At 62.5% G+C, this 20,293-nt stretch carries 21 protein-coding genes and 1 tRNA gene; 16 read left to right on the top strand and 6 right to left on the bottom strand.

The features are described 5' to 3' along the window. Window positions 1-302 precede the first annotated feature (302 nt). Both V1289_RS21940 and V1289_RS21935 read right to left on the bottom strand, forming a co-directional pair. Window positions 303-617, bottom strand: a complete 315-nt coding sequence (locus V1289_RS21940; RefSeq protein ID WP_334398797.1) for an amino acid kinase family protein — start codon at window positions 615-617, stop codon at window positions 303-305. A 305-nt stretch (window positions 618-922) separates the two neighbouring features. Beyond that, a tRNA-Ser gene (locus V1289_RS21935) sits at window positions 923-1,012 on the bottom strand. 124 nt (window positions 1,013-1,136) lie between these two features. Between V1289_RS21935 and V1289_RS21930 the strand changes: the two genes are divergently transcribed. Beyond that, window positions 1,137-1,994 (top strand): alpha/beta fold hydrolase, encoded by an 858-nt coding sequence (locus tag V1289_RS21930; RefSeq protein ID WP_334398796.1) that lies wholly within the window; start codon window positions 1,137-1,139, stop codon window positions 1,992-1,994. A 441-nt stretch (window positions 1,995-2,435) separates the two neighbouring features. On the opposite strand, the gene V1289_RS21925 is transcribed toward V1289_RS21930, so the two are convergent. After that, on the bottom strand, window positions 2,436-3,548 hold the full coding sequence (locus V1289_RS21925) for an ROK family protein (protein ID WP_334398795.1): 1,113 nt from the start codon (window positions 3,546-3,548) through the stop codon (window positions 2,436-2,438). A 365-nt stretch (window positions 3,549-3,913) separates the two neighbouring features. On the opposite strand from V1289_RS21925, the gene rplU reads away from it, so the two are divergent. The 3 genes from rplU to V1289_RS21910 all read left to right on the top strand — a co-directional run bounded on the left by rplU (window position 3,914) and on the right by V1289_RS21910 (window position 5,510). Continuing rightward, window positions 3,914-4,381 (top strand): 50S ribosomal protein L21, encoded by a 468-nt coding sequence (gene rplU, locus V1289_RS21920; RefSeq protein ID WP_334398794.1) that lies wholly within the window; start codon window positions 3,914-3,916, stop codon window positions 4,379-4,381. 92 nt (window positions 4,382-4,473) lie between these two features. Further along, window positions 4,474-4,743: a 50S ribosomal protein L27 gene (gene rpmA / locus V1289_RS21915; RefSeq protein ID WP_074271888.1), complete on the top strand. Its 270-nt coding sequence runs from the start codon at window positions 4,474-4,476 to the stop codon at window positions 4,741-4,743. A 170-nt stretch (window positions 4,744-4,913) separates the two neighbouring features. Then, window positions 4,914-5,510 carry a GNAT family N-acetyltransferase gene (locus tag V1289_RS21910; protein ID WP_334398793.1) on the top strand — a complete coding sequence of 199 codons (597 nt, stop codon included), beginning with the start codon at window positions 4,914-4,916 and terminating at the stop codon, window positions 5,508-5,510. A 192-nt stretch (window positions 5,511-5,702) separates the two neighbouring features. Here the strand turns inward: V1289_RS21910 and V1289_RS21905 are convergent, their stop codons facing one another. Further along, on the bottom strand, window positions 5,703-6,617 hold the full coding sequence (locus tag V1289_RS21905; protein WP_334407606.1) for a DMT family transporter: 915 nt from the start codon (window positions 6,615-6,617) through the stop codon (window positions 5,703-5,705). Window positions 6,618-6,841: 224 nt separating this feature from the next. Between V1289_RS21905 and V1289_RS21900 the strand changes: the two genes are divergently transcribed. Next, on the top strand, window positions 6,842-7,321 hold the full coding sequence (locus V1289_RS21900) for a MaoC family dehydratase (RefSeq protein WP_334398792.1): 480 nt from the start codon (window positions 6,842-6,844) through the stop codon (window positions 7,319-7,321). A 141-nt stretch (window positions 7,322-7,462) separates the two neighbouring features. Here the strand turns inward: V1289_RS21900 and V1289_RS21895 are convergent, their stop codons facing one another. Together V1289_RS21895 and V1289_RS21890 are read right to left on the bottom strand one after the other, a co-directional pair. Then, on the bottom strand, window positions 7,463-8,335 hold the full coding sequence (locus tag V1289_RS21895) for an ABC transporter substrate-binding protein (protein ID WP_334398791.1): 873 nt from the start codon (window positions 8,333-8,335) through the stop codon (window positions 7,463-7,465). A gap of 122 nt (window positions 8,336-8,457) precedes the next feature. Further along, window positions 8,458-9,453: an ABC transporter substrate-binding protein gene (locus tag V1289_RS21890; RefSeq protein WP_334398790.1), complete on the bottom strand. Its 996-nt coding sequence runs from the start codon at window positions 9,451-9,453 to the stop codon at window positions 8,458-8,460. A 166-nt stretch (window positions 9,454-9,619) separates the two neighbouring features. On the opposite strand from V1289_RS21890, the gene obgE reads away from it, so the two are divergent. From obgE to V1289_RS21835, 11 genes are all read left to right on the top strand, one after another. Beyond that, window positions 9,620-10,741 carry a GTPase ObgE gene (obgE, locus tag V1289_RS21885; protein ID WP_334398789.1) on the top strand — a complete coding sequence of 374 codons (1,122 nt, stop codon included), beginning with the start codon at window positions 9,620-9,622 and terminating at the stop codon, window positions 10,739-10,741. Next, complete coding sequence (locus tag V1289_RS21880; protein WP_074271894.1) at window positions 10,738-11,106, top strand: VOC family protein; 369 nt, start codon at window positions 10,738-10,740, stop codon at window positions 11,104-11,106. Before obgE ends, V1289_RS21880 begins: the two co-directional genes overlap by 4 nt. A 92-nt stretch (window positions 11,107-11,198) precedes the next feature. Continuing rightward, entirely contained in the window at window positions 11,199-12,341 is a 1,143-nt protein-coding gene (gene proB, locus V1289_RS21875; RefSeq protein WP_309181134.1) for a glutamate 5-kinase, read from the top strand. 111 nt (window positions 12,342-12,452) lie between these two features. Beyond that, window positions 12,453-13,745 (top strand): glutamate-5-semialdehyde dehydrogenase, encoded by a 1,293-nt coding sequence (locus V1289_RS21870; RefSeq protein ID WP_334398788.1) that lies wholly within the window; start codon window positions 12,453-12,455, stop codon window positions 13,743-13,745. A 90-nt stretch (window positions 13,746-13,835) separates the two neighbouring features. After that, a complete protein-coding gene (locus V1289_RS21865) occupies window positions 13,836-14,477 on the top strand; it encodes a nicotinate-nucleotide adenylyltransferase (RefSeq protein WP_334398787.1) in 642 nt (213 codons plus the stop codon). A gap of 183 nt (window positions 14,478-14,660) precedes the next feature. Further along, window positions 14,661-15,014: a ribosome silencing factor gene (gene rsfS, locus V1289_RS21860; RefSeq protein WP_309181132.1), complete on the top strand. Its 354-nt coding sequence runs from the start codon at window positions 14,661-14,663 to the stop codon at window positions 15,012-15,014. A 49-nt stretch (window positions 15,015-15,063) separates the two neighbouring features. Next, window positions 15,064-15,546: a 23S rRNA (pseudouridine(1915)-N(3))-methyltransferase RlmH gene (rlmH, locus tag V1289_RS21855; RefSeq protein ID WP_309181131.1), complete on the top strand. Its 483-nt coding sequence runs from the start codon at window positions 15,064-15,066 to the stop codon at window positions 15,544-15,546. 39 nt (window positions 15,547-15,585) lie between these two features. After that, entirely contained in the window at window positions 15,586-16,983 is a 1,398-nt protein-coding gene (locus V1289_RS21850; protein ID WP_334398786.1) for a murein hydrolase activator EnvC family protein, read from the top strand. Beyond that, entirely contained in the window at window positions 16,980-18,347 is a 1,368-nt protein-coding gene (locus tag V1289_RS21845; protein ID WP_334398785.1) for a S41 family peptidase, read from the top strand. The genes V1289_RS21850 and V1289_RS21845 overlap by 4 nt, the downstream gene beginning before the upstream one ends. A 163-nt stretch (window positions 18,348-18,510) precedes the next feature. Then, a complete protein-coding gene (locus tag V1289_RS21840) occupies window positions 18,511-19,710 on the top strand; it encodes a divergent polysaccharide deacetylase family protein (RefSeq protein ID WP_334398784.1) in 1,200 nt (399 codons plus the stop codon). 78 nt (window positions 19,711-19,788) lie between these two features. Next, the gene (locus tag V1289_RS21835) at window positions 19,789-20,292 is read left to right on the top strand and encodes an RNA pyrophosphohydrolase (protein ID WP_309181127.1); all 504 of its coding nucleotides are present in this window, start codon (window positions 19,789-19,791) and stop codon (window positions 20,290-20,292) included. Window position 20,293 lies beyond the last annotated feature (1 nt).

Genomic DNA, 20,293 nt, shown 5'->3' with positions numbered 1-20,293 from the left:
CATACAATCAATCTCCCCAGATGACGTGCTTGTAGGACGCGAACAAATGCTGTTCGCGGTCGGTCTTTACCGAATTTTTGGTGGTCTCCTCCTATGCGTGGCGGCAGCGCGTTGGGAAACATTTAGATTTGGGATTGGACGAAAGGCCGTAGATGAGCCGAGGGCCCGGGCTGATCAGCCAACGACTGCAAGCGGTTTTCCGACAGCACCCGGAAGAAATGTTCACGACCACTGACCTGTGTCAGCGGTCTATAAGATGAGGAATATTCAGAAGAAGCACAGAGTGGCGGTTCTACGAGCCCTCAGGAGGCTGGGGACCACTTCGATGCCCTTCCTGTGGCGCTGGGTAGCCCGTTTCGAGAAATCGGATGACGTCTGGTTCGATCATCGGATCCATCCCAAGCGGCTAGACTGTGCGCCAGTATCTGAGAAACGCCCTCGTCTACAGTAGCTGAACCGTCGGAGCGTTCGAGGCTACCCATCGCTGAAACGATCGCCACGACCCGATGACCACGGCTATGCAAATCGGCCAGACTGCTCGCGACCGCGCGGATTTTTGCCGGTGTTTCAAGACAGGCGCCGCCGTATTTTTGCACGATGATGGGATTGTTGCGCATTCTACTTACAGAAATACCTTGAGAGCGGCCTACATCCTAGCGCGAACGAACTGCGACACGCGCGGCTGCAAGCCTTTCGGAATGCGAATGCGATGGCTGTGCACGCCCGACCTATAATCAGCACCATCATTCGCAGAAAAGGCCACTGGCAAAGTCGCCTTCTGAGAAACGACCTCGACTGGTCGCAGAAATCGCACCGAATTCGCTCTCTCAGTGGCCAGTTGCCGTAAGTTCGGCCGCTAACCCACGGAAGTCGCCGCACAATTTCACTAGAGGTATTTTATCTAATTATATCAGAGACTTACTGGCGGAGAGGGAGGGATTCGAACCCCCGATAGGCTTGCACCTATGCCGCATTTCGAGTGCGGTGCATTCGACCACTCTGCCACCTCTCCAGGCGCCATGGCGGCTGATTCCTCAGCCGCGGTCGGGGCGAGTTCTAGGCGAGGATGGCTGGCCAGACAAGGCACGGAATCAAGTTTTCCGAGCGCCCCGGGGGAAGCGAAAAGGAGCCACAAAATGGAGCATTTGAGGGTTCGGGCCAACGGCGCGACGTTCCATGTCACGCGGGCCGGCACGGGCAAGCCGCTGCTGTTGCTGCATGGCTGGCCCGAATTCTGGCTGACCTGGGAGCCCGCGATGGCGCGGCTTGCCGACCGCTTCACGCTTCTTGCCCCTGATCTGCGTGGCTTCGGCGACAGCGACAAGCCCGACGGGCCGTTTGGACCTGACCAACATGCCGCCGACATGCTGGCGCTGATGGACGCGCTCGGCGTGAGGCAGGCCGGTATTATCGGGCACGACGTCGGCGGCGCGCTGATGCAGCCGCTGGCCCGCCATGCGCCCGACCGCGTCGCCGGATTATTCTTCTTCGATTTCGTCTATCCCGGCATCGGGCCACGGATGGCGGAGCCGGATCGGCTGAATAACATCTGGTACCAGTCGTTCCATCAGATGGAGATGGCGCCCGCCTTGATCGGCGCGACGCGCGAAAGCTGCCGCATTTATATCGGACATTTCTTGCGGCAATGGTCATACCGCAAGCATGCGTTCGACGACGTGCTGGAAGCCTTCACCGATAATTTCCTGAAACCCGGAAACCTCGCCGGCGGTTTTGCGCATTACCGTGCGGCCCATGCCGGCCGGATCAGGATGATGAAGGGCGAGGCGCCGGCATTGCCGCCGATCACGGTGCCGACCTGCATCCGCTGGGCCGAGCACGATCCGCTGTTTCCCTACGCGTGGACCGATCGGCTGAGCGAGACTTTTACAAATCTCGATCTCAAGATGTTTCCCGGCGTCGGGCATTTTCCACATCGCGAGGATCCCGATCGCGCGAGCGAGGAGATCGCGGCGTATTTTGAGCGCATCGATTAGGCTCTTTTGGTTGACGCGTTTTCTACCGCAGATAAGTCTACGCAATCTGCGTAAACTTGATTGCTATGCGAACCAGCGGCCACCCCGGATCAAGTCCGGGGCAGGCTTTCGCTTGAAACGCTTTGGAAAGGGTGGGACCGCCAGACGCGACAAAACACTGGCGGCCCCGTGCCGCTTCATTGAAATTCTGGCCGGGAAGTGCGGCTTCGCCGGTCAGCCGGAGCGACAAAATGACGTTAGCAACGCGCACGGAATCGGCAATGCGATCTCGATCTTAACCTAACCAGTCAAGGTTACTGGGGCTCACGGGAACAATTTCCCCCGTGTTTTCCCGTGGGATTTGGCAATCGAGCACCGGAGAATCCCGGGATATTCAGTACGCGCTCACGCGCGCTGAAACGAAAACCTGCTGAAACGAAGATTTGCGGCGACGTAACTATCTTAATCCTTCGCCTTCTTTTCCTTGGTCTTCTTGTCGTCCTTGTCCTTGCCGTTTTCTTTTCTGCGGTTGGTATAGCGTGCGTTGCCCAATCCGGTGCCGATGGTCAGCACACCCCAGCGCTCGACGTCCTGCATGAAGGGCACTTCCGAAAGACCCTGGGCGACGCCGTCATTGTGCATCAGCACGGCGGTATCGTGATCGCCGATCTGCGGGATCGCTTCCACCAGGCTCGCCGGTAAATTGAACTTGCTGCTCTCCCAATTGCCCGGCAGGTTCTGCGCGCCTTTCGCGATCGATCCGTCCTCGTTGATGACGCCGGGACAGGCGATGCCGATGAACGGCGCGAGCTTCAACCCCTCGGCCTCGGCCGCGGCGATCAGATCCTTCAGCATCTTGACCAGTCGTTTCACCGCGCCCTCGCGCGTCGGCTCATCGTCAGCGTGGCGCCAGAGTTCGGATTTCCACACCGCGGCCTTGGAAAGGTCGGGCGCCTTCTTCCAGCGCGTCTCCACCACGCCGCAGCGGATATTGGTGCCGCCGATATCGACCGCCAGAATGCTGTCATGGGCCTCGAAGATCCATGACGGCGCCAGATGCAGCGTGCCGATCAGGCCGGCCTCGTCGGGATGAAGGCGGATCGGCACCAGATCGACCTTGAGGTTTTCGTCCTTGAGGATGATCTGGGTGCGCGCGATCGCGAGTTCGCCCAACCGGCTGTCGCGAAACCCGCCGCCGACCACGATGCGCTCGGTCTTGTCCCACGCCTTGGTCTTGAGGAATTTTCGCGTCACATAGGCCAGTTCCTGCGCAAACTCCTCGATCGCGCTATGCAGGACGGCGGAAGCCTCGAGATCGTCCCCGACCAGAATGGCGTCGAGCTTCTTCTTGCTGATCTCGTCAGACGGCTCGTCACCGAACGGGTCCGTGTCTGACTCGCGCAGCGGTTTGCGCCATTTGTCAAAAATCGCGCGAAACGCGCCCTTGCTGGCGCGGTCGCCGAGAAAGCCGTCTTCGTCCTTCAGTTCGATATTGAAACTGTCCACGTCCACCGACGGCAAGCGGGTTGCGCCGTGGCGGGCGATGCCCGTGGTCGTTACGATATCGTCAGCCATTTTGCCCTTGCCCAGCCGGAATTTGGGGTACAACGGACGGGCAACCCATTGGTTTCACGGGTGGGCGAGTGGCGAATGACGCGTGGCGAATGGCCCTCCCCATTCGCTATTCGCCACTCCCAATTCGCCCTTTTGGCCCCAAATCCCTCATATTTGGCGGTTTTTCGGGCTCCTTTGCCTTGACTCCGGACGCTCAGCGGCTATAAGTCCCCGCAATCCGGCGCGGGATTTTTCTCGCGCTGTTTGTTTTTGCGCAATTTCACGGGATCGCTCCCTGATCGCGCGGAAATTGAACCCATAACGACTGACCAAAAAGCCGGCCCGGACCTGTCCGAGGCCGGGATCGAACACGAAGGAATAAAACGATGTTCGCAGTCATCAAAACCGGCGGCCGGCAATACCGCGTCGTTCCGGATGATGTGCTCGAGATAGGCAAGATCGCCGGCGATGTCGGTACGATCGTGCAGCTTGGCGAAGTTCTCCTGCTCGGCGCCGATACGCCGGTGCTGGGCGCTCCCACCGTGGCCGGCGCCTCGGTTGCGGCCGAAGTGCTGCAGCACAAGCGCGGCCCCAAGGTGATCGCGTTCAAGAAGCGCCGCCGCAAGAATTCGCGCCGCAAGCGTGGCTATCGCGACGAGATCACGGTGCTTCGCATCACCGAGATCCTGGCCGATAACGCAAAGCCTTCGATCGGCCCGCGTCCGAAGAAGGAAAAGATTGTTGCAGCGCCCGCCGAGGGCGACGACGAGGCCCCGGCCGCGAAGAAAAAGGCGCCCGCCAAGAAGACCGTGGCGAAGAAGGCTCCGGCCAAGAAGGCCGCCGCCAGGAAGTGATCGTCACGCTTCAAAAATTGAAACGTGACAAAAAGTGAAATGATTCCGTCAAGGAATTGATCTAGAGATCAGAGCGAAGTTGGAGACGGGCTATGGCTCATAAAAAAGCAGGCGGTTCATCGCGAAACGGACGCGATTCAGCGGGCAAGCGCCTGGGCATCAAGGCCTATGGCGGTGAGCGCGTGATTCCCGGCAACATCATCGCGCGTCAGCGCGGCACCACCTGGCATCCCGGCCTTAATGTCGGCATGGGCACCGACCATACTCTGTTCGCCAAGGTTGAAGGTCATGTCGAGTTCCGCGCTAAAGCCAATGGTCGCACTTTCGTATCGGTGGTTCCGATGACGGAGGCGGCCGAATAGACGGTGGACAAATTGAGTCCGCCGGGTCCTGTTGAACCGGCGAGCTCGAGAAGGCTCCAAGGGGAGGCGGGAAACCGGCCTCCCCTTTTCGTTGCGCGAATTCCTGTGAGGGAACCGCGCGCAACGAGTCCCAAGCGTTGCGTATTGTTTTCGCATCCCAGGAGCCCGACATGCTGCAGGACATCCCGACACCGACCTTGCGCGAGGCGAGAGCCTGCGTCCTCGAGACCGAACGGCTGACGTTGCGCCGGCCGACGCTCGCGGACGTAAAAGCGATTGCGCGTCTCGCCAATGATCGCCGCATTGCGGAAAACACCCGCCGCCTGCCACACCCCTATTCCCAGGACCACGCCGTCGAATTCGTGCGCGCGACTGCCGAGGATCGGTGCGAGACGGTATTCCTGATCGAAAACAATCATGTGCCGATCGGCATGGTCGGCATCGACCGCCGCGACCCGGATGCGCCGGAACTCGGCTATTGGCTCGGCGTCGACTATTGGGGCCAGGGCTTTGGCACCGAGGCCGCACGCGCCGTGATCGATTTCTTTTTCGAGGAATTCGATTGCGACCACCTGATCTCGGGCGCCCGCGTCGCCAATCCGTCGTCGCGCAACATTTTGGAGAAATGCGGCTTCCAGTGGAGCGGCGTCGAGCTGCACCGCTTCGAGGCGCTGGGATCGTCGACCCCGGTCGATTGTTTCCGCCTGTCGCGCGGCGTCTGGTCCTCGCTAAAAAACTGGGGCAGTTCGACGCGGCGAGAGCGGTAATCACGCCGCAATAACAATGTCGTCCCCGCGAAAGCGGAGGCCCATAACCACCGTTGTTTGTTGTTACACTAAGCTGTAGCTCCAACCTTTTAAAATAAAAGACATCGGTGGTTGCAGGTCCCGACTCGCGCGGAGCCTGTCATCGGGGCGCGCATTCGCGCGACCCGGTGGCTTGGCCGGGACGACGATGTTTTACACCGGCGGACTGGCCATCGGGTCCTCGCGCCCCAACTTCTGCTCGCGCAGAAAGATGTAGAGCCCGGCGCCGATGATGATGGCGGCGCCGACGATCGTCGCCACCGACGGCACATCGCCGAACACGACGAAGCCAAAGATCACCGCCCACACGATCATCGAATATTGGTACGGCACCACCACGCTGGCCGGCGCGAGTTTCAGCGAGCGATTGACGCATAATAACGCGGCGACCGAGATGATCCCCGCCGCGGCAAACAGCCCGAGACTGCCGGCGCTCGGCGTAACCCAGCCGAATGGCGACATGATCGCACCGAGCAGGAATGTACCTGCGAATTGCGACGAGGCCAGCACGATGTCCGGCGTCGCCCGCAGCGAGCGCGTGATCAGCATCAGCACCGCGAACGAGGTGCTGCCGCCGAGCGCGATCATCGCCGGCCAGCTCACGGTTTGCGCCGACGGCCGCAGCGCGATCAACACGCCGCAAAACCCGATCAGGATCGCAGTCCAGCGCCGCCAGCCGATGCGCTCCCCCAGCACAATGCCCGAAAGCGCCGTGACGAAAATCGGACAGGCCAGATAATAGGTGATGACGTCGGCAAGCGGCAGGTAGACGGTGGCGAGAAAGAACGCCGCGACCTCGAGCGTGGAGAGCGTCACCCGCAGCAATTGCAGCCATGGCCGTTCGAGGCGCGTGAACTCGGCCCGCTGTTTCCAGATCATCGGCAGCAGCACCAGCAGCGCCGCGCAGGCGCGCAGCAGAAGCAATTGCCCGACCGAATAGGTCGCGACGATGAACTTGCCCATCGCATCGCCGAACGAGAACATGAAGATCGACAGCAGCATCAATCCGATGCCGGCAAGCCGCGCGGAACGCTCGTCGTAGGTGGAAAGCTTTGCGAAGAGACCCATTGATGCGTGACGCTTTTTGTTTCCCGTCATGGCCGGGGATAGCCGTCCGGAAGGACGGCGTCGCTTCCGCCCGCCTATGTCTCGGCCAACCACGTTCTTTGCCGCGACGTTTTAACGACGTGGATGCCCGGGACAAGCCCGGGCATGACGAATTGAACGGATTGTCGCAGTACCCTCCGTGCGATACCGGTACGCCATTGGGAAAACACTCAGGAACATCCGCCATGACCGACTTCGACCCCGCCCAGCATCGTATGGTGCCGGAACAACGCTGGTTCGAAGATTTTGTCGTCGGCGAGCGTTTCGTGATCCCGAGCCGGACCCAGACGTCGGCCGTGTTCGCCGCGTTCCAGACCGCGAGCGGCGATACCCACCCGATCCATTACGACGTCGAATATTGCCGCAGCCGCGGCATGCCCGACCTGCTGGCGCATGGCTTCCAGACCCTGGTCCACACCGCGCCGGGCGCAGGCCTGTTCCCCTATATCGTCGAGGAATCGCTGGTCGGCTTTCTCGAACAGTCGAGCCGTTTCTTGAAGCCGGTCTATGCCGGCGACACGATCTATCCCGCGCTCGAAGTGACGGAGCTGGTGCCCGGCCGCAGCACCGGCGTGGTGACATTGCGCTCGACCGTCCACAACCAGCGCCGCGAACTGGTGCTGGAAGGGATGCAGAAATTCTTGATCCGGCGGCGGCCGGCCTAGTCGATTACGTCGTCGGCGAGCCCGCATGCAGAAAGCCGGTCACCGGCATCGCGGACGTTTGCGCGCGCGGCGCGAATGGCCAAAGGGATGGAGACGCCGCGACCGCGCCGCCGAGCACGCCAAGAAATTCCCGCCGCTTCATTAGATCACCTTGTCGGCGCTGGCGAGCAACGTCGCCGGTACATTCAGTCCCAGCACTCTCGCGGTCTTGAGGTTGATGGACAATTCGAATTTGGTGGCCTGGTAAAACGGGATCTCGCCAGGATTGGCGCCGCGCAGGATGGCATCGATGTCGTTGGCCACCCGTTTGTTCAATTCCACGAGGTCGAAGGCGTAGGCCATCAGCCCCCCGGCTTCGACCAGCTCGAAAAACGGATAGATGGCGGGAAGCTTAACTGCGCCTATCAATTCCGGAATCAGCAAACGATTCCTCATGACATCAGGGGTATCTCCAATCATGATCGCGTCGGCGCCCTCGCGCAAAGCTTGCGCGATCGCCGATCGATAGTCGGCCTCGCTGGCCGGAAAATCCAGTCGAAGCGGGATGAGCGAAATGCCTGCCGCCTCGGCCACCGCGCGCACCGCCGGACCCTGAATCCCATCCCAGGCAATGCGCAATGTCAGGAAAGCGAGTTTCGACATCGCGGCATACATTTCATGCAACAGCGAGATTCGTTTGCCATGAATCGACGGACCGGTATCAACACTGACCCCCGTGATGTTCCCGCCCGGCCGCGCCAGACTCTGCGCAAGGCCTTGTGCGATCGGGTCGGCCGTGAGGGTTACGACGGGGAACTTCGCATTCGCTTTTTTGAAAATTGTCGCGCCGGGTCCGACGACGTAGACGACATCTGGATTGCTGCTGATAATTTCGGCCGCCAACGCCGCAGGGCCGGACCTGTTTTGCTCGCTACCATATTTTTCGACCGTGAGGTTTTGTCCCTCGGCATGGCCCAGGCGGCGTAGCTCCTCGAATAGGGCCCGGTAGTACCGGTTGTCGCTCTTCTCGTGCATTAGCGCCGCGGGCTCAGAAGGACTGAAGATCGCAAGGCGCGGGCTGGCCCCAGCCGGCTGTGCCGAAACTCGCGATGCGCCCGCGACAATCGAGATCGCGCCGGCGATAAACTCCCGTCGCCTCATTCGATCACCTCGTCGGCACGCGCAACCAGCGTCGCCGGAATCTCGAGGCCGATCGCCTTGGCGGTCTTCAGATTGATGATCATCTGGAATTTGCTGGGCTGATAGAACGGAATATCGCCCGGCTTTGTTCCGTTGAGGATCTGATGAACGTCGCTCGCCATGCGTTCGGCGAGTTCTCCAAGATCGGGTGCCAGGGCGATCAGCCCACCCTGCTCCACATAGTCGCGATAGGGATAGATCACGGGCAGACGATATTTCTCCGCCAGATCGGCGATCGCAGCACGCTGCGCCAGAAAACTGCCTCCCTCGTCGACGACGACGGCATCGAGTTTCTGCTGCGCCATATCGGCAAAAGCGCGCTGCAGCTGAGCGTCGTCGACCACCGCCAGCAAATTGCGCGTGACCGATATGCCAAGGCGTCGCCCCGCTTCATCAAGGTCTCTCGCACCATTAGTGTCCCAAACGCCTGACAGCAGATGAACGACCCTGGCCACCGACGGTATTGCCTCCTTCAGGATCTGCAGCCGCTTGGCTTCGATTTCGATCCCTGCATTGATGCTGACACCGGTGACGTTGCCTCCGGGGCGCGCAAGATTAGTCACTAGCCCACCTGCAATTGGATCCCCCGTGATCACGACAATCGGTATCTTGGTGGTGGCCGTCATGAAGGCTTTGACGAGATCGTTGAGGTTCGAAACGATGACATCAGGGTTGCGGCTCACGACTTCGGCAGCAAGTGCCGCAAAGCGTTCGGATCGGCCTTCGGCAGAAAAACGCTCGACGACGAGGTTGCTTCCCTCGACATCGCCAAGACCGCGCAAGGTTTCGAAGAACCGCCGCACCCAGAACGGCCCGGCCTTCTCTGTCAGGTGATCGGCCGGAATGCCGGAATGAGCGAACGCGATCCGGTGTGGCTTCTGCTGCGCGCGCAACGCCTGAGGCCAGGCGGCGACAGCCCCGACGGCAAGCCCGATAAATTCCCGCCGCTTCATTCTTCCCCTCAAACCCCACCCTTTGGCGCGAGCCAGCTATATCACACCAAGCAGCGCCGAATATCGTCGGGGAGCCGCAAAAAGGCCCGAAAATTAAGGCTTTTCGTCAATCTTGGGCCGCTTGAGGGTTGCCGCACCGGCCCCCCTGCCTTACCTAGTAGAAATCATGAAATTCCTTGACGAAGCAAAGGTCTATATCCGCTCCGGCGATGGCGGTAACGGCTGCGTGGCGTTCCGCCGCGAGAAGTTCATCGAGTTCGGCGGTCCCTCCGGCGGCAATGGCGGCCGTGGCGGCGACGTCGTCATCGAGGTGGTCGATGGATTGAACACGCTGATCGACTATCGCTACCAGCAGCACTTCAAGGCGCAGAAGGGCACCAACGGCATGGGCAGCGACCGCCATGGCGCCAACGGCAAGCCGATCGTGCTCAAGGTGCCGGTCGGCACGCAGATCTTCGACGAGGATCGCGAGACCCTGATCCACGACTTCACCATGCTCGGCGAAAAATTCACCCTGGCCGAAGGCGGCAATGGCGGCTTCGGCAACGCGCATTTCAAATCCTCCACCAACCGCGCGCCGCGCAATGCCAATCCCGGGCAGGAGGGCGAGGAACGCTGGATCTGGCTGCGGCTGAAATTGATCGCCGATGCCGGCCTCGTCGGCCTGCCCAATGCCGGAAAATCGACGTTCCTCTCCGTCGTCAGCGCGGCCAAGCCGAAGATCGCCGATTATCCCTTCACCACCTTGCATCCGCAGCTTGGCGTGGTGAATTCCGATGGCCGCGAGTTCGTGCTGGCAGATATTCCGGGCCTGATCGAGGGCGCGCATGAAGGCGCCGGCCTCGGCGATAGATTCCTGGGCCATGTCGAGCGCTGCCGTGTGCTGCTGCATCTGATCGATGCGACCTGCGAGCATGCGGGCAAGGCCTACAAGACAGTCCGCACCGAGCTCGACGCCTATGAGGGGCATCTCGCCGAGAAGATCGAGATTGTCGCGCTCAACAAGATCGACGCCGTGACGCCGGACGAATTGAAGAAGCAAAGAGACCGCCTGAAGCGCGCCGCGAAGAAAACCCCGCTGCTGATGTCGGGCGTCACCGGCGACGGCGTGCCGGAAGCGCTGCGGGCGCTGGTCGAGGTGATCGGCGAAGCCCCGGTCTCGGCCAAGGCCAAGGGCAGCCCGGCGGACCCGTGGTACGCCGAAGCCTGCCTCAAGGCTGACTTGCGCGTGTTACGTTCGGCTGCGAGACTTCGGCACTTCCAAAAAAATGCCAGGAGGAAATCATGATCGGTTACGTCACGGTTGGTACCAACGATCTCAAGAAATCCGGCGAATTCTACGACAAGATTTGCGGCGAATTGGGTATGGGGCGCTTCATGACCATGGATCGGCTGATCGCCTGGGGCGGTCCGGGCGGTGGCGCGGGTTTCGGCGTCGCCCTTCCCTATGACGGCAAACCGATGACGGTCGGCAACGGCGTGATGGCGGCGTTCGGCGCCAAGGACAAGGCCCAGGTCGACCGCGTCTACAAGCTCGCTCTGTCGCTCGGCGGCACCTGCGAAGGCCCTCCCGGCCAGCGCAGCGAAAACTTCTACGCTGCCTATTTTCGTGATCCCGAAGGCAACAAGCTCAACGCCTTTGTGATGGGCTGACCCGACGGCACTTTCACGCTGCCGCGCCACTTCCAAATCATGGAGGTGGCGCGTATTGCTTCCCATCCAATCCGCTCCATTCGACCGAAACCATGGCCCGCCCGAGCTTAAAAAACTTCCGCCGCATCGTCGTCAAGGTCGGCTCGTCGCTGCTGATCGACTCGGCTGCAGGCGAGGTCCGGGCATCGTGGCTGTCGGCGCTTGCCGCCGATATCGCAAAGCTGCACGGCGAAGGCCGCGATGTTCTCGTGGTCTCGTCGGGCTCGATTGCGCTCGGGCGCAGCCGCCTGAAATTGCCGCGCGGTCCGCTGAAGCTCGAAGAGAGTCAGGGCGCAGCCGCGGTGGGGCAAATCGCGCTGGCGAGGATCTGGTCCGAGGTGCTCGGCAATCACGGCATCGGTGCCGGGCAGATTCTGGTGACCTTGCAGGACACTGAAGAACGCCGCCGATATCTCAACGCCCGGTCGACGATTGCAAAACTGCTGGAATGGCGCGCGGTACCGGTCATCAACGAGAACGACACCGTCGCCACCAATGAGATCCGCTACGGTGACAATGATCGCCTGGCCGCGCGCGTCGCCACCATGGCGAGCGCCGATCTGCTGATCCTGTTGTCCGACATTGACGGACTTTATGATGCGCCGCCCGGCGCCAATCCGAACGCGAAACTGATTCCGATCGTGGAATCCGTCACCTCTGAAATCGAGGCGATGGCGGGCGCGGCTGAGTCCGAGCTGTCGCGCGGCGGCATGTACACCAAGATCGAGGCGGCGAAGATCGCGACCACGTCAGGCACCCACATGCTGATTGCCTCCGGCAAGATCGAACATCCGCTTGCTGCGATCGCCGACGGCGGGCGCTGCACCTGGTTCCTGACACCCGCAAACCCCGTGACTGCGCGAAAACGCTGGATCGCGGGCTCGCTGGAGCCAAAGGGCACGCTGACCATCGACGCCGGCGCGGTCAACGCGCTGCGCGCCGGAAAAAGCCTGCTGCCGGCCGGCGTGATCCGGATCGACGGCCAATTTGCCCGCGGCGACGCCGTGGTGGTGCGTGGCCCCGACACCCATGAAATCGGCCGCGGCCTCGTCGCCTATGACGCCGAGGACGCCGAAAAGATCAAAGGCCGTTCCTCGCCGGACGTGATGGCCATTCTGGGCATCAGCGGGCGCGCCGAGATGATCCACCGCGACGACCTGGTGGTGGGCCCGGCCGGGGCTATTTCTGCAAAATAGGCCATTGGCCGAGCCGCCATGGCCCTTCCCGCCCGCCAGCCATGCCGGTTCCGCACCTCGCAAATGGTGGATTTCCGTGCTAGCACATGGCCTTAACCGGGACTAAACGACATGAGCGCGCCGCTGAAGGCGATCGACGGTAACGCCGATTTGCCTCACTTGATGACTGAACTCGCCAGCCAAGCCCGCGCCGCTGCGCGGGTGCTGGCGCTCGCCTCGCCCGAGCAGAAGAATCGCGCGCTGGACGCGATCGAACGCGCGATCCGCACCAACGCGCCGGCGATTCTCGCAGCCAATGCCGAGGATGTCGTGGAAGTGCGCGCGGGCGGCGCGACGTCGGCCTTCATCGATCGCCTGACGCTGACGCCGGCGCGGGTCGCGGCGATGGCCGACGGCGTCGCCACCGTGCGCGGGATCGCCGATCCGATCGGCGCCATCACCGAGAGTTGGCAGCGGCCGAACGGCATGATCATCGAACGTGTGCGCGTGCCGCTCGGCGTGATCGCCGTGATCTTCGAAAGCCGCCCCAATGTCGCGGCCGACGCCGGCGTGTTGTGCCTGAAATCCGGCAATGCCGTGATCCTGCGCGGCGGCTCCGACAGTTTCCGCTCCTGCCGCGCGATCCATGATTGCCTGGCGCAGGGTCTTCGCGAGGCCGGCCTGCCCGAGGCGGCGATCACGCTGGTGCCGACCCGCGACCGTGCGGCGGTCGGCCTGCTCTTGACCGGATTGAGCGGCGGCGTCGATCTGATCGTGCCGCGCGGAGGAAAAAGCCTGGTCGCGCGTGTCGAGGCAGAAGCACGAGTGCCGGTGTTCGCGCATCTTGAAGGCGTCAACCACGTCTATGTCGATCATTCCGCCAATCTCGAAATGGCGAAGTCGATCGTGCTGAACGCCAAGATGCGCCGCCCCGGCGTCTGCGGCGCCGCCGAAACGCTGCTGGTCGATCGCGCCGGCGCGTCCAACAGCCTGAAGCCGCTGGTCGAAATGCTGATCGATGCTGGCTGCGAAGTGCGTGGCGACGATTCGGTGCAGCGCGTCGACAGCAGGGTAAAACCCGCTTCCGACGAGGACTGGGACACCGAATATGAGGACGCGATTATCGCAGCCCGGGTGGTCGATGGCGTCGACGAGGCCATTGCGCATATCCACAATCACGGCTCGCGTCACACCGACGCGATCGTGACCGAAGACGCAGGCACCGCGCAAAAATTCCTCAACGAGGTCGATTCGGCGATCGTGCTGCACAACGCGTCGACGCAGTTCGCCGATGGCGGCGAATTCGGTTTCGGCGCGGAGATCGGCATCGCCACCGGCAAATTCCACGCCCGCGGCCCGGTCGGCGCCGAGCAGCTGACCAGCTTCAAATACCGTATTCACGGCACCGGGCAGACGCGGCCGTGAACGGCCATAGCGTTTTCAAGCGAAGTGGGAACCGGTTCGCGTGAAGAAAACGCGTCAAAAAAACAAAGTCCGGCGCTTGCGGTGGCTCAGTTGAAGCCAGTTTCGGTCGCGTCGCAATCTGTCGCTCAAACCATACCGTTCTACGCCAACGGCATGCGCATTGGCCTGCTCGGCGGCTCGTTCAATCCGCCGCACGCCGCGCACCGCGCCATCAGCCTGTTTGCGATCAAGCGATTGAAGCTCGATCGCGTCTGGTGGCTGGTGACGCCGGGCAATCCGCTCAAGGAGAATGGCGCCTTGCGCGATCTCGACGAGCGCGTCGAGGTCGCCCGCAAGCTGGCCAACGATCCGCGTATCGACGTCAGTTGTCTCGAATCCGTCATCGGAACGCGATATACCGTCGACACTATCACCTATCTGCGCCGGCGCGCTTCCGGCCTGCGCTTTGTCTGGATCATGGGCGCCGACAATCTCGCGCAATTTCATCGCTGGCAGAACTGGCGGCGCATCGCGGCCGAGGTTCCAATCGCCGTGATCGATCGCCCGCCGCAAAGTTTTCGCGCGCTCGCCGCGCCCGCAGCCCAGGCGCTGGCGCGCTGTCGCCTGCCTGAGAATCAGGCTGCCCGGCTAGCGGATCAGCACGCGCCTGCCTGGGTGTTTCTCACCGGCATGAAGCTGAACCTGTCGTCGACCACCCTTCGGAACCCGGACGGGAGCTGGAGGACGAAGTGAAGATGGGGCAAACTGGAATATTGAAACCATTAACCCCACATGCGTAATATAGCCCGCGGACGTCAGGATTCGGCGTTCGCGATACAGTGAAAGGAATGGTCCCTGGCCACATCTGTATTGTCCAAGTCTGTTTTACCCAAGGTTCCCAAGACTGCGCGTAAAACATCGACTGAAGCTGCGGCCTTGAAGGCGCAACCCGACGCCGACAAGACGCTGAATATGATCCTCTCCCGCCTCGACGATATGAAGGCGGAAGAAACGGTCACCATCGACCTTCGCGGCAAATCTGCCTTTTCCGACTACATGATCGTCACCACGGGCCGGGCCAACCGGCACGTCGGCGCGATCGCGGAAAACGTCACGAAAGCCCTGAAGGAAACCGGCATCAAGAGCATCCACGTCGAGGGCTTGCCCAATTGCGACTGGGTGCTGATCGATTCCGGCGATGTGATCGTGCACGTATTCAGACCCGAGGTGCGTGAGTTCTACAATCTCGAGCGATTGTGGACGCAAAACCCGGCAGTGGCGGCGGTCTGAGTTTACGGAGCCGATGCGAATCGGCGAGAGCGCATGCTAGCGTGCGTTGATGCGTCTCGTTGTCGTTTGCATAGGCCGGCTGAAGCAGGGTCCGGAGCGGGATCTGGCCGAGCGCTATCGCGAGCGGTTCGACGATGTCGGCCGCAAGCTTGGGTTTCGCGGCCTCGAGATTCATGAAATTCCGGAAAGCCGGGCGCGTGATGCGGCCAGCCGCATCGCTGAAGAGGCCGCCGCGATCTCGGCGCTGATACCGGAGAAATACGTACTCGTGGCGCTCGACGAGCGCGGCCAGAACGTCGATAGCGCCACATTTGCCCGCCATCTCGGCCGCTGGCGCGACGAGGGAAGCGCCAACACTATCTTCATAATCGGCGGCGCCGACGGACTTTCGCCCGATTTGCAGCGCAAGGCTAAACTGCGCATCGCGTTCGGCACGGCGACCTGGCCGCATCAAATGGTCCGCGTCATGCTTCTGGAACAGATTTATCGGGCCGCGACCATTCTGGCCGGCCACCCCTATCACCGCGCCTGAGCCCGGTGACGTGAACACAGAGAGCGCTGATTGAGTCGAATGCAGCCAACGCGGGACATTTTGTCTTACCCCAGCACCGCCAGCCGCGATCGGCATCTGGTGTCCCCTGTCCCGCTTTCCGTCGTTTTGCTGTCCGCGAGCTTTGCCGGCCTGTCGCTTGCGCCGGCGGCGGCGCAGGTAACGGCGCCCTCTCAGCAAACATCCGCACAGCAAGCGGCGGCCGCTTCGCCCGACGCCATCAAGCAGCGCGAGCAGGAACTCGAAGCCGCCCGCCTGCAGCAAAAAAACGCAGCCGAGTTGCAACAGAAATTGAAGGCCGATATCGCGGCGATCGGTCAGGACCGCAGCAAGCTCAATCAGCAGCTGATCGACATCGCAGCCCAGGTGCGCAGCGTCGAGACGAGGATCGGCGACGCCGAAGCGCGGCTGCGCCCGCTCGACAGCCGCGAGCAGCAGATCCGCTCCTCCCTCGATTCGCGCCGCGCCGAGATCGTCGAGGTGCTGGCGGCGCTGCAACGCGCCGGACGGCGCACGCCGCCCGCGCTGCTGGTGCGGCCGGAAGACGCGCTGCAATCGCTACGCACCGCAATGCTGCTCGGATCGGTGGTTCCCGAGTTGCGCGGACGCGCGGAAAAACTGGCCGGCGACCTCGGCGAACTGGTCGCGCTTCGCAAAACCATCGCGACCGAGCGCGATGCGATGGCGCAGGACCGCGACAGGCTGAAGGACGACCAGGTCAGGCTGGCCGCGCTGGTCGACGAACGGCAACGCAAGCAGAGCGCGATCGAGAAGGACATGGAGGCGGAAGGCGCCCGCGCCATCACCCTGTCCAAACAGGTCGACAGCCTGCAGGGCCTGATCGCGAAGATGGAGCAGGACCTCAAGAGCGCCGCAAAAGCGGCCGCCACCGCCAGCCTGCAGGGCTCTCCTGCCAGCCTCAATGGCAAGCCGAATCTGGGGGCGCTGAAAGACCCCGCCCGGCTTAGCCCGGCCATTGCCTTTGCGTCGGCCAAGGGGCTATTCGCATTCCCGGTTAATGGCACCAAGATTCGCGATTTTGGCGGTTCCGACGGTGCCGGCGGGGTAGAAAAAGGCATTTCTTTGGCCAGCCGGGCCGGCGCCCAGGTCACAACCCCGTGTGACGGATGGGTTGTTTACGCCGGACCCTTCCGCAGCTACGGACAACTCTTGATCCTCAATGCCGGGGGCGGGTATCATGTCCTGATCGCCGGGATGGAGCGCATTTCGGTAAACATCGGCCAGTTTGTACTTACGGGGGAGCCGGTCGCGACCATGGGGTCGACGTCCCAGGTCGCATCGATTCTCGCAACCAATGCGAGCCAGCCCGTGCTCTATGTCGAGTTCCGTAAGGACGGCACTCCAATCGATCCAGGTCCATGGTGGGCCGCAAATGAAGGCGAAAAGGTTCGCGGATGATGCGCAAGACTTCTGTAATTCTCCTGAGCGCCGCCACCGGCGCAGCACTGACGCTGTTCGTGACCCAGCCGCGCGCGGTGTTCATGGGATCGAGCGCGCGTGCCGCGACGTCCGACACCTATCGCCAGCTCAATCTGTTCGGCGACGTGTTCGAGCGGGTGCGCAGCGACTATGTCGAGAAGCCCGACGACTCCAAGCTGGTCGAATCCGCGATCTCCGGCATGCTGGCCGGCCTCGATCCGCATTCCAGCTACATGGACGCCAAGAGTTTTCGCGACATGCAGGTGCAGACCCGCGGTGAATTCGGCGGGCTCGGCATTGAGGTCACGATGGAAGACGGCCTGATCAAGGTGGTCTCGCCGATCGACGATACGCCGGCTTCCAAGGCCGGCATCATGGCCAACGACATCATCACCAATCTCGACGACGAAGCCGTGCAGGGCCTCACCCTCAACCAGGCCGTCGAGAAAATGCGCGGACCGGTCAACACCAAGATCCGCCTCAAGATCATCCGCAAGGGCCAGGACAATCCGATCGACGTCACGCTGGTGCGCGACAATATCCGCGTCCGCTCGGTGCGCGCCCGCGTCGAAGGCGACGATATCGCCTATATCCGCATCACCACCTTCAACGAGCAGACCACCGAAGGCCTGAAGCGTGAAATCGGCAATTTGTCCAACCAGCTCGGCGACAAGCTGAAGGGCTACATCATCGACTTGCGCAACAATCCCGGCGGCTTGCTGGAGGAAGCGGTGACGGTCTCCGACGCCTTCCTCGAGCGCGGCGAGATCGTCTCGACCCGCGGCCGCAACGCCGAGGAAACCCAGCGCCGCGCCGCCCATCCGGGCGACCTGACCAAGGGCAAGCCGGTGATCGTCCTGATCAATGGCGGCTCGGCCTCAGCGTCGGAAATCGTCGCCGGCGCATTGCAGGACCACAAGCGCGCGACGCTGGTCGGCACGCGCTCGTTCGGCAAGGGCTCGGTGCAGACCATCATTCCGCTCGGGAGCGGCAACGGCGCGCTGCGTCTCACCACCGCGCGCTATTACACGCCGTCGGGCAAGTCGATTCAGGCCAAGGGCATCGTGCCCGACATCGAGGTACTGCAGGACGTGCCGGATGAGTTGAAGTCGCGCACCGACACCAAGGGCGAAGCTTCGCTGCGCGGCCACCTGAAGAACGACGGCGACGAAAAAACCGGTTCGCAATCCTACGTGCCGCCGGACGCCAAGGACGACAAGGCCCTGAAGACGGCCGCCGACCTGCTGCATGGCATCAAGTCTACGGCCGTGACGACGCCGCCGGCACCGGCGACCGGCGACAAGGCCGCGATCGAGAAGCCTGCCAACAAGGCGGCGAACTGATCCACCCGACTTTGGGTTTTCGCGAAAAGGGCGGCCTTCGGGCCGCCCTTTTTGTTGCCGGTTCCAACCGCGCGCGGGCAGCCCCCGCGGGCTTTTGCGCGTGCAAAGGGGCTCGAATCCACCCCGTCGTGGTATCGTCGGCACAGTTGATTCGGGGAGGTTCATGGCAGAGACGGCCGACGAACTGAGCGCACCACTCGGACAGAAAGCGGCGCGCAAGAAGCGCTGGTTCCGGCTGCCGTTCACGGCCACGCAGGCGGTGGCCGTGTTGCTCGGCCTGTTTTTGGTCGCCTTTGCCGGGATCGCCCTTTTCACCGACAATCCGCTCGGCGGCGAGCCGGTCGCCCACATCGCCTTGCGCAAGGCGCCGGCCGACGAAAAGCCGGCCATGGCGGCGGCGGGTCATGGCGAGCCGGCCGCGAAAGCCGCGCCCAAACAGGCACCGTCGGGCGAGAACAAGACCGTCACCATCATCGACGGCTCCAGCGGCAAGCGCCAGGACGTCGTGATCGGCGGCGAAGCCACCGACAAGGCCGAGGGCGACGCCGCGCCCGGGATGATGGCAGGCATCGACGCGCGCCTGCTGGAGAAGTCGCGCTACGGCATGATCCCCGTGGTCGCCGACGGGCTAAAGCCGTTCACGGTCTATGCGGCCGATGCCGACCGCGCCAAGGCGGCCAAGATGCCGGTGGTTGCCATTGTCGTCGGCGGCCTTGGTGTGGGCGCCGCCAAGACCACCGACGCCATCATGAAGCTGCCGCCGGCGGTGACGCTGGCATTTACGCCTTATGGGGCGGATCCGACCAAGCTCGCCGAACGGGCCCGGGCGCAGCGCCACGAGATCCTGTTGCAGATCCCGATGGAGCCGTTCGATTACCCCGATAACGATCCAGGTCCCCAGACCCTGCTCACGACGCTGGCCGCCGAGCAAAATCTCGACCGGCTGTACTGGCACCTCAGCCGGTTCCAGGGGTATGCCGGGATTGCCAATTTCATGGGTGCACGGTTCGTTGCCACCGAAGCGGTGATGCAGCCGATCATCCGCGAGGCGGCCAAACGTGGCCTCGGCTACCTCGATGACGGCGCCACGCCGCGCAGCGTCGCCCCCTCATTGGCAGCCGGCCAGGCCATGCCCTTCGCCAGAGCCGATCTGGCCATCGATGCGGTGCCGACATCGGCGGAAATCGACCGGACGCTGATCAAGCTTGAAACCCTGGCCAAGGAACGCGGGGTCGCCGTCGGCGTGGCTTCGGCCTTGCCGGTTTCGATCGAGCGGATCGGCGCCTGGATCAAGACCCTCGATAGCCGTGGCATCATGCTTGTGCCATTGACAACGGCAATGTTGAAATCAAAATCGGGCTAAAGATCAATCTGATGGCGCGACTTCGGACCCGCCGGGTCTTAAGGGTCAGCCCCCCTGAGTATGCGAGGTTTTGACGGCATGGCGCGCTACGAAGACCTGCCCTACCGAACATGCGTCGGCATGATGCTGATCAATGCAGCGGGGCTGGTCTTCATCGGTCGCCGCGCCGGCGGCATCGAACATGTCGATGAAACCCACGTCTGGCAGATGCCGCAGGGCGGCGTCGACCCCGGCGAGGACACCTGGGCGGCGGCCAAGCGCGAGCTCTACGAAGAAACCAGCGTCCGCTCGGTGGAGAAGCTCGGCGAAGTCGCCGACTGGCTGATCTACGACATCCCGCGCACCGTCGCCGGCCGCACCTGGAAGGGCCGCTATCGCGGCCAGCGGCAGAAATGGTTCGCGGTTCGCTTCACCGGCGCCGATAGCGAGATCAACGTCGCCAGCCCCGGCGGCGGCCACAAGGCCGAATTCGTGACGTGGCGCTGGGAGCCGATGAAGAACCTTCCGAACCTGATCGTGCCGTTCAAGCGGCCGGTCTATGAGCGCGTGGTGAAGGAATTCTCCAGCCTCGCGGGCGGCTAGT

The organism is Bradyrhizobium sp. AZCC 2289 (genome assembly GCF_036924615.1).
In the GTDB taxonomy this organism is placed as follows: Bacteria; Pseudomonadota; Alphaproteobacteria; order Rhizobiales; family Xanthobacteraceae; genus Bradyrhizobium.
Note: the sequence above shows the minus strand (reverse complement) of the source record. Positions and strands in the feature narration are given on the sequence as shown.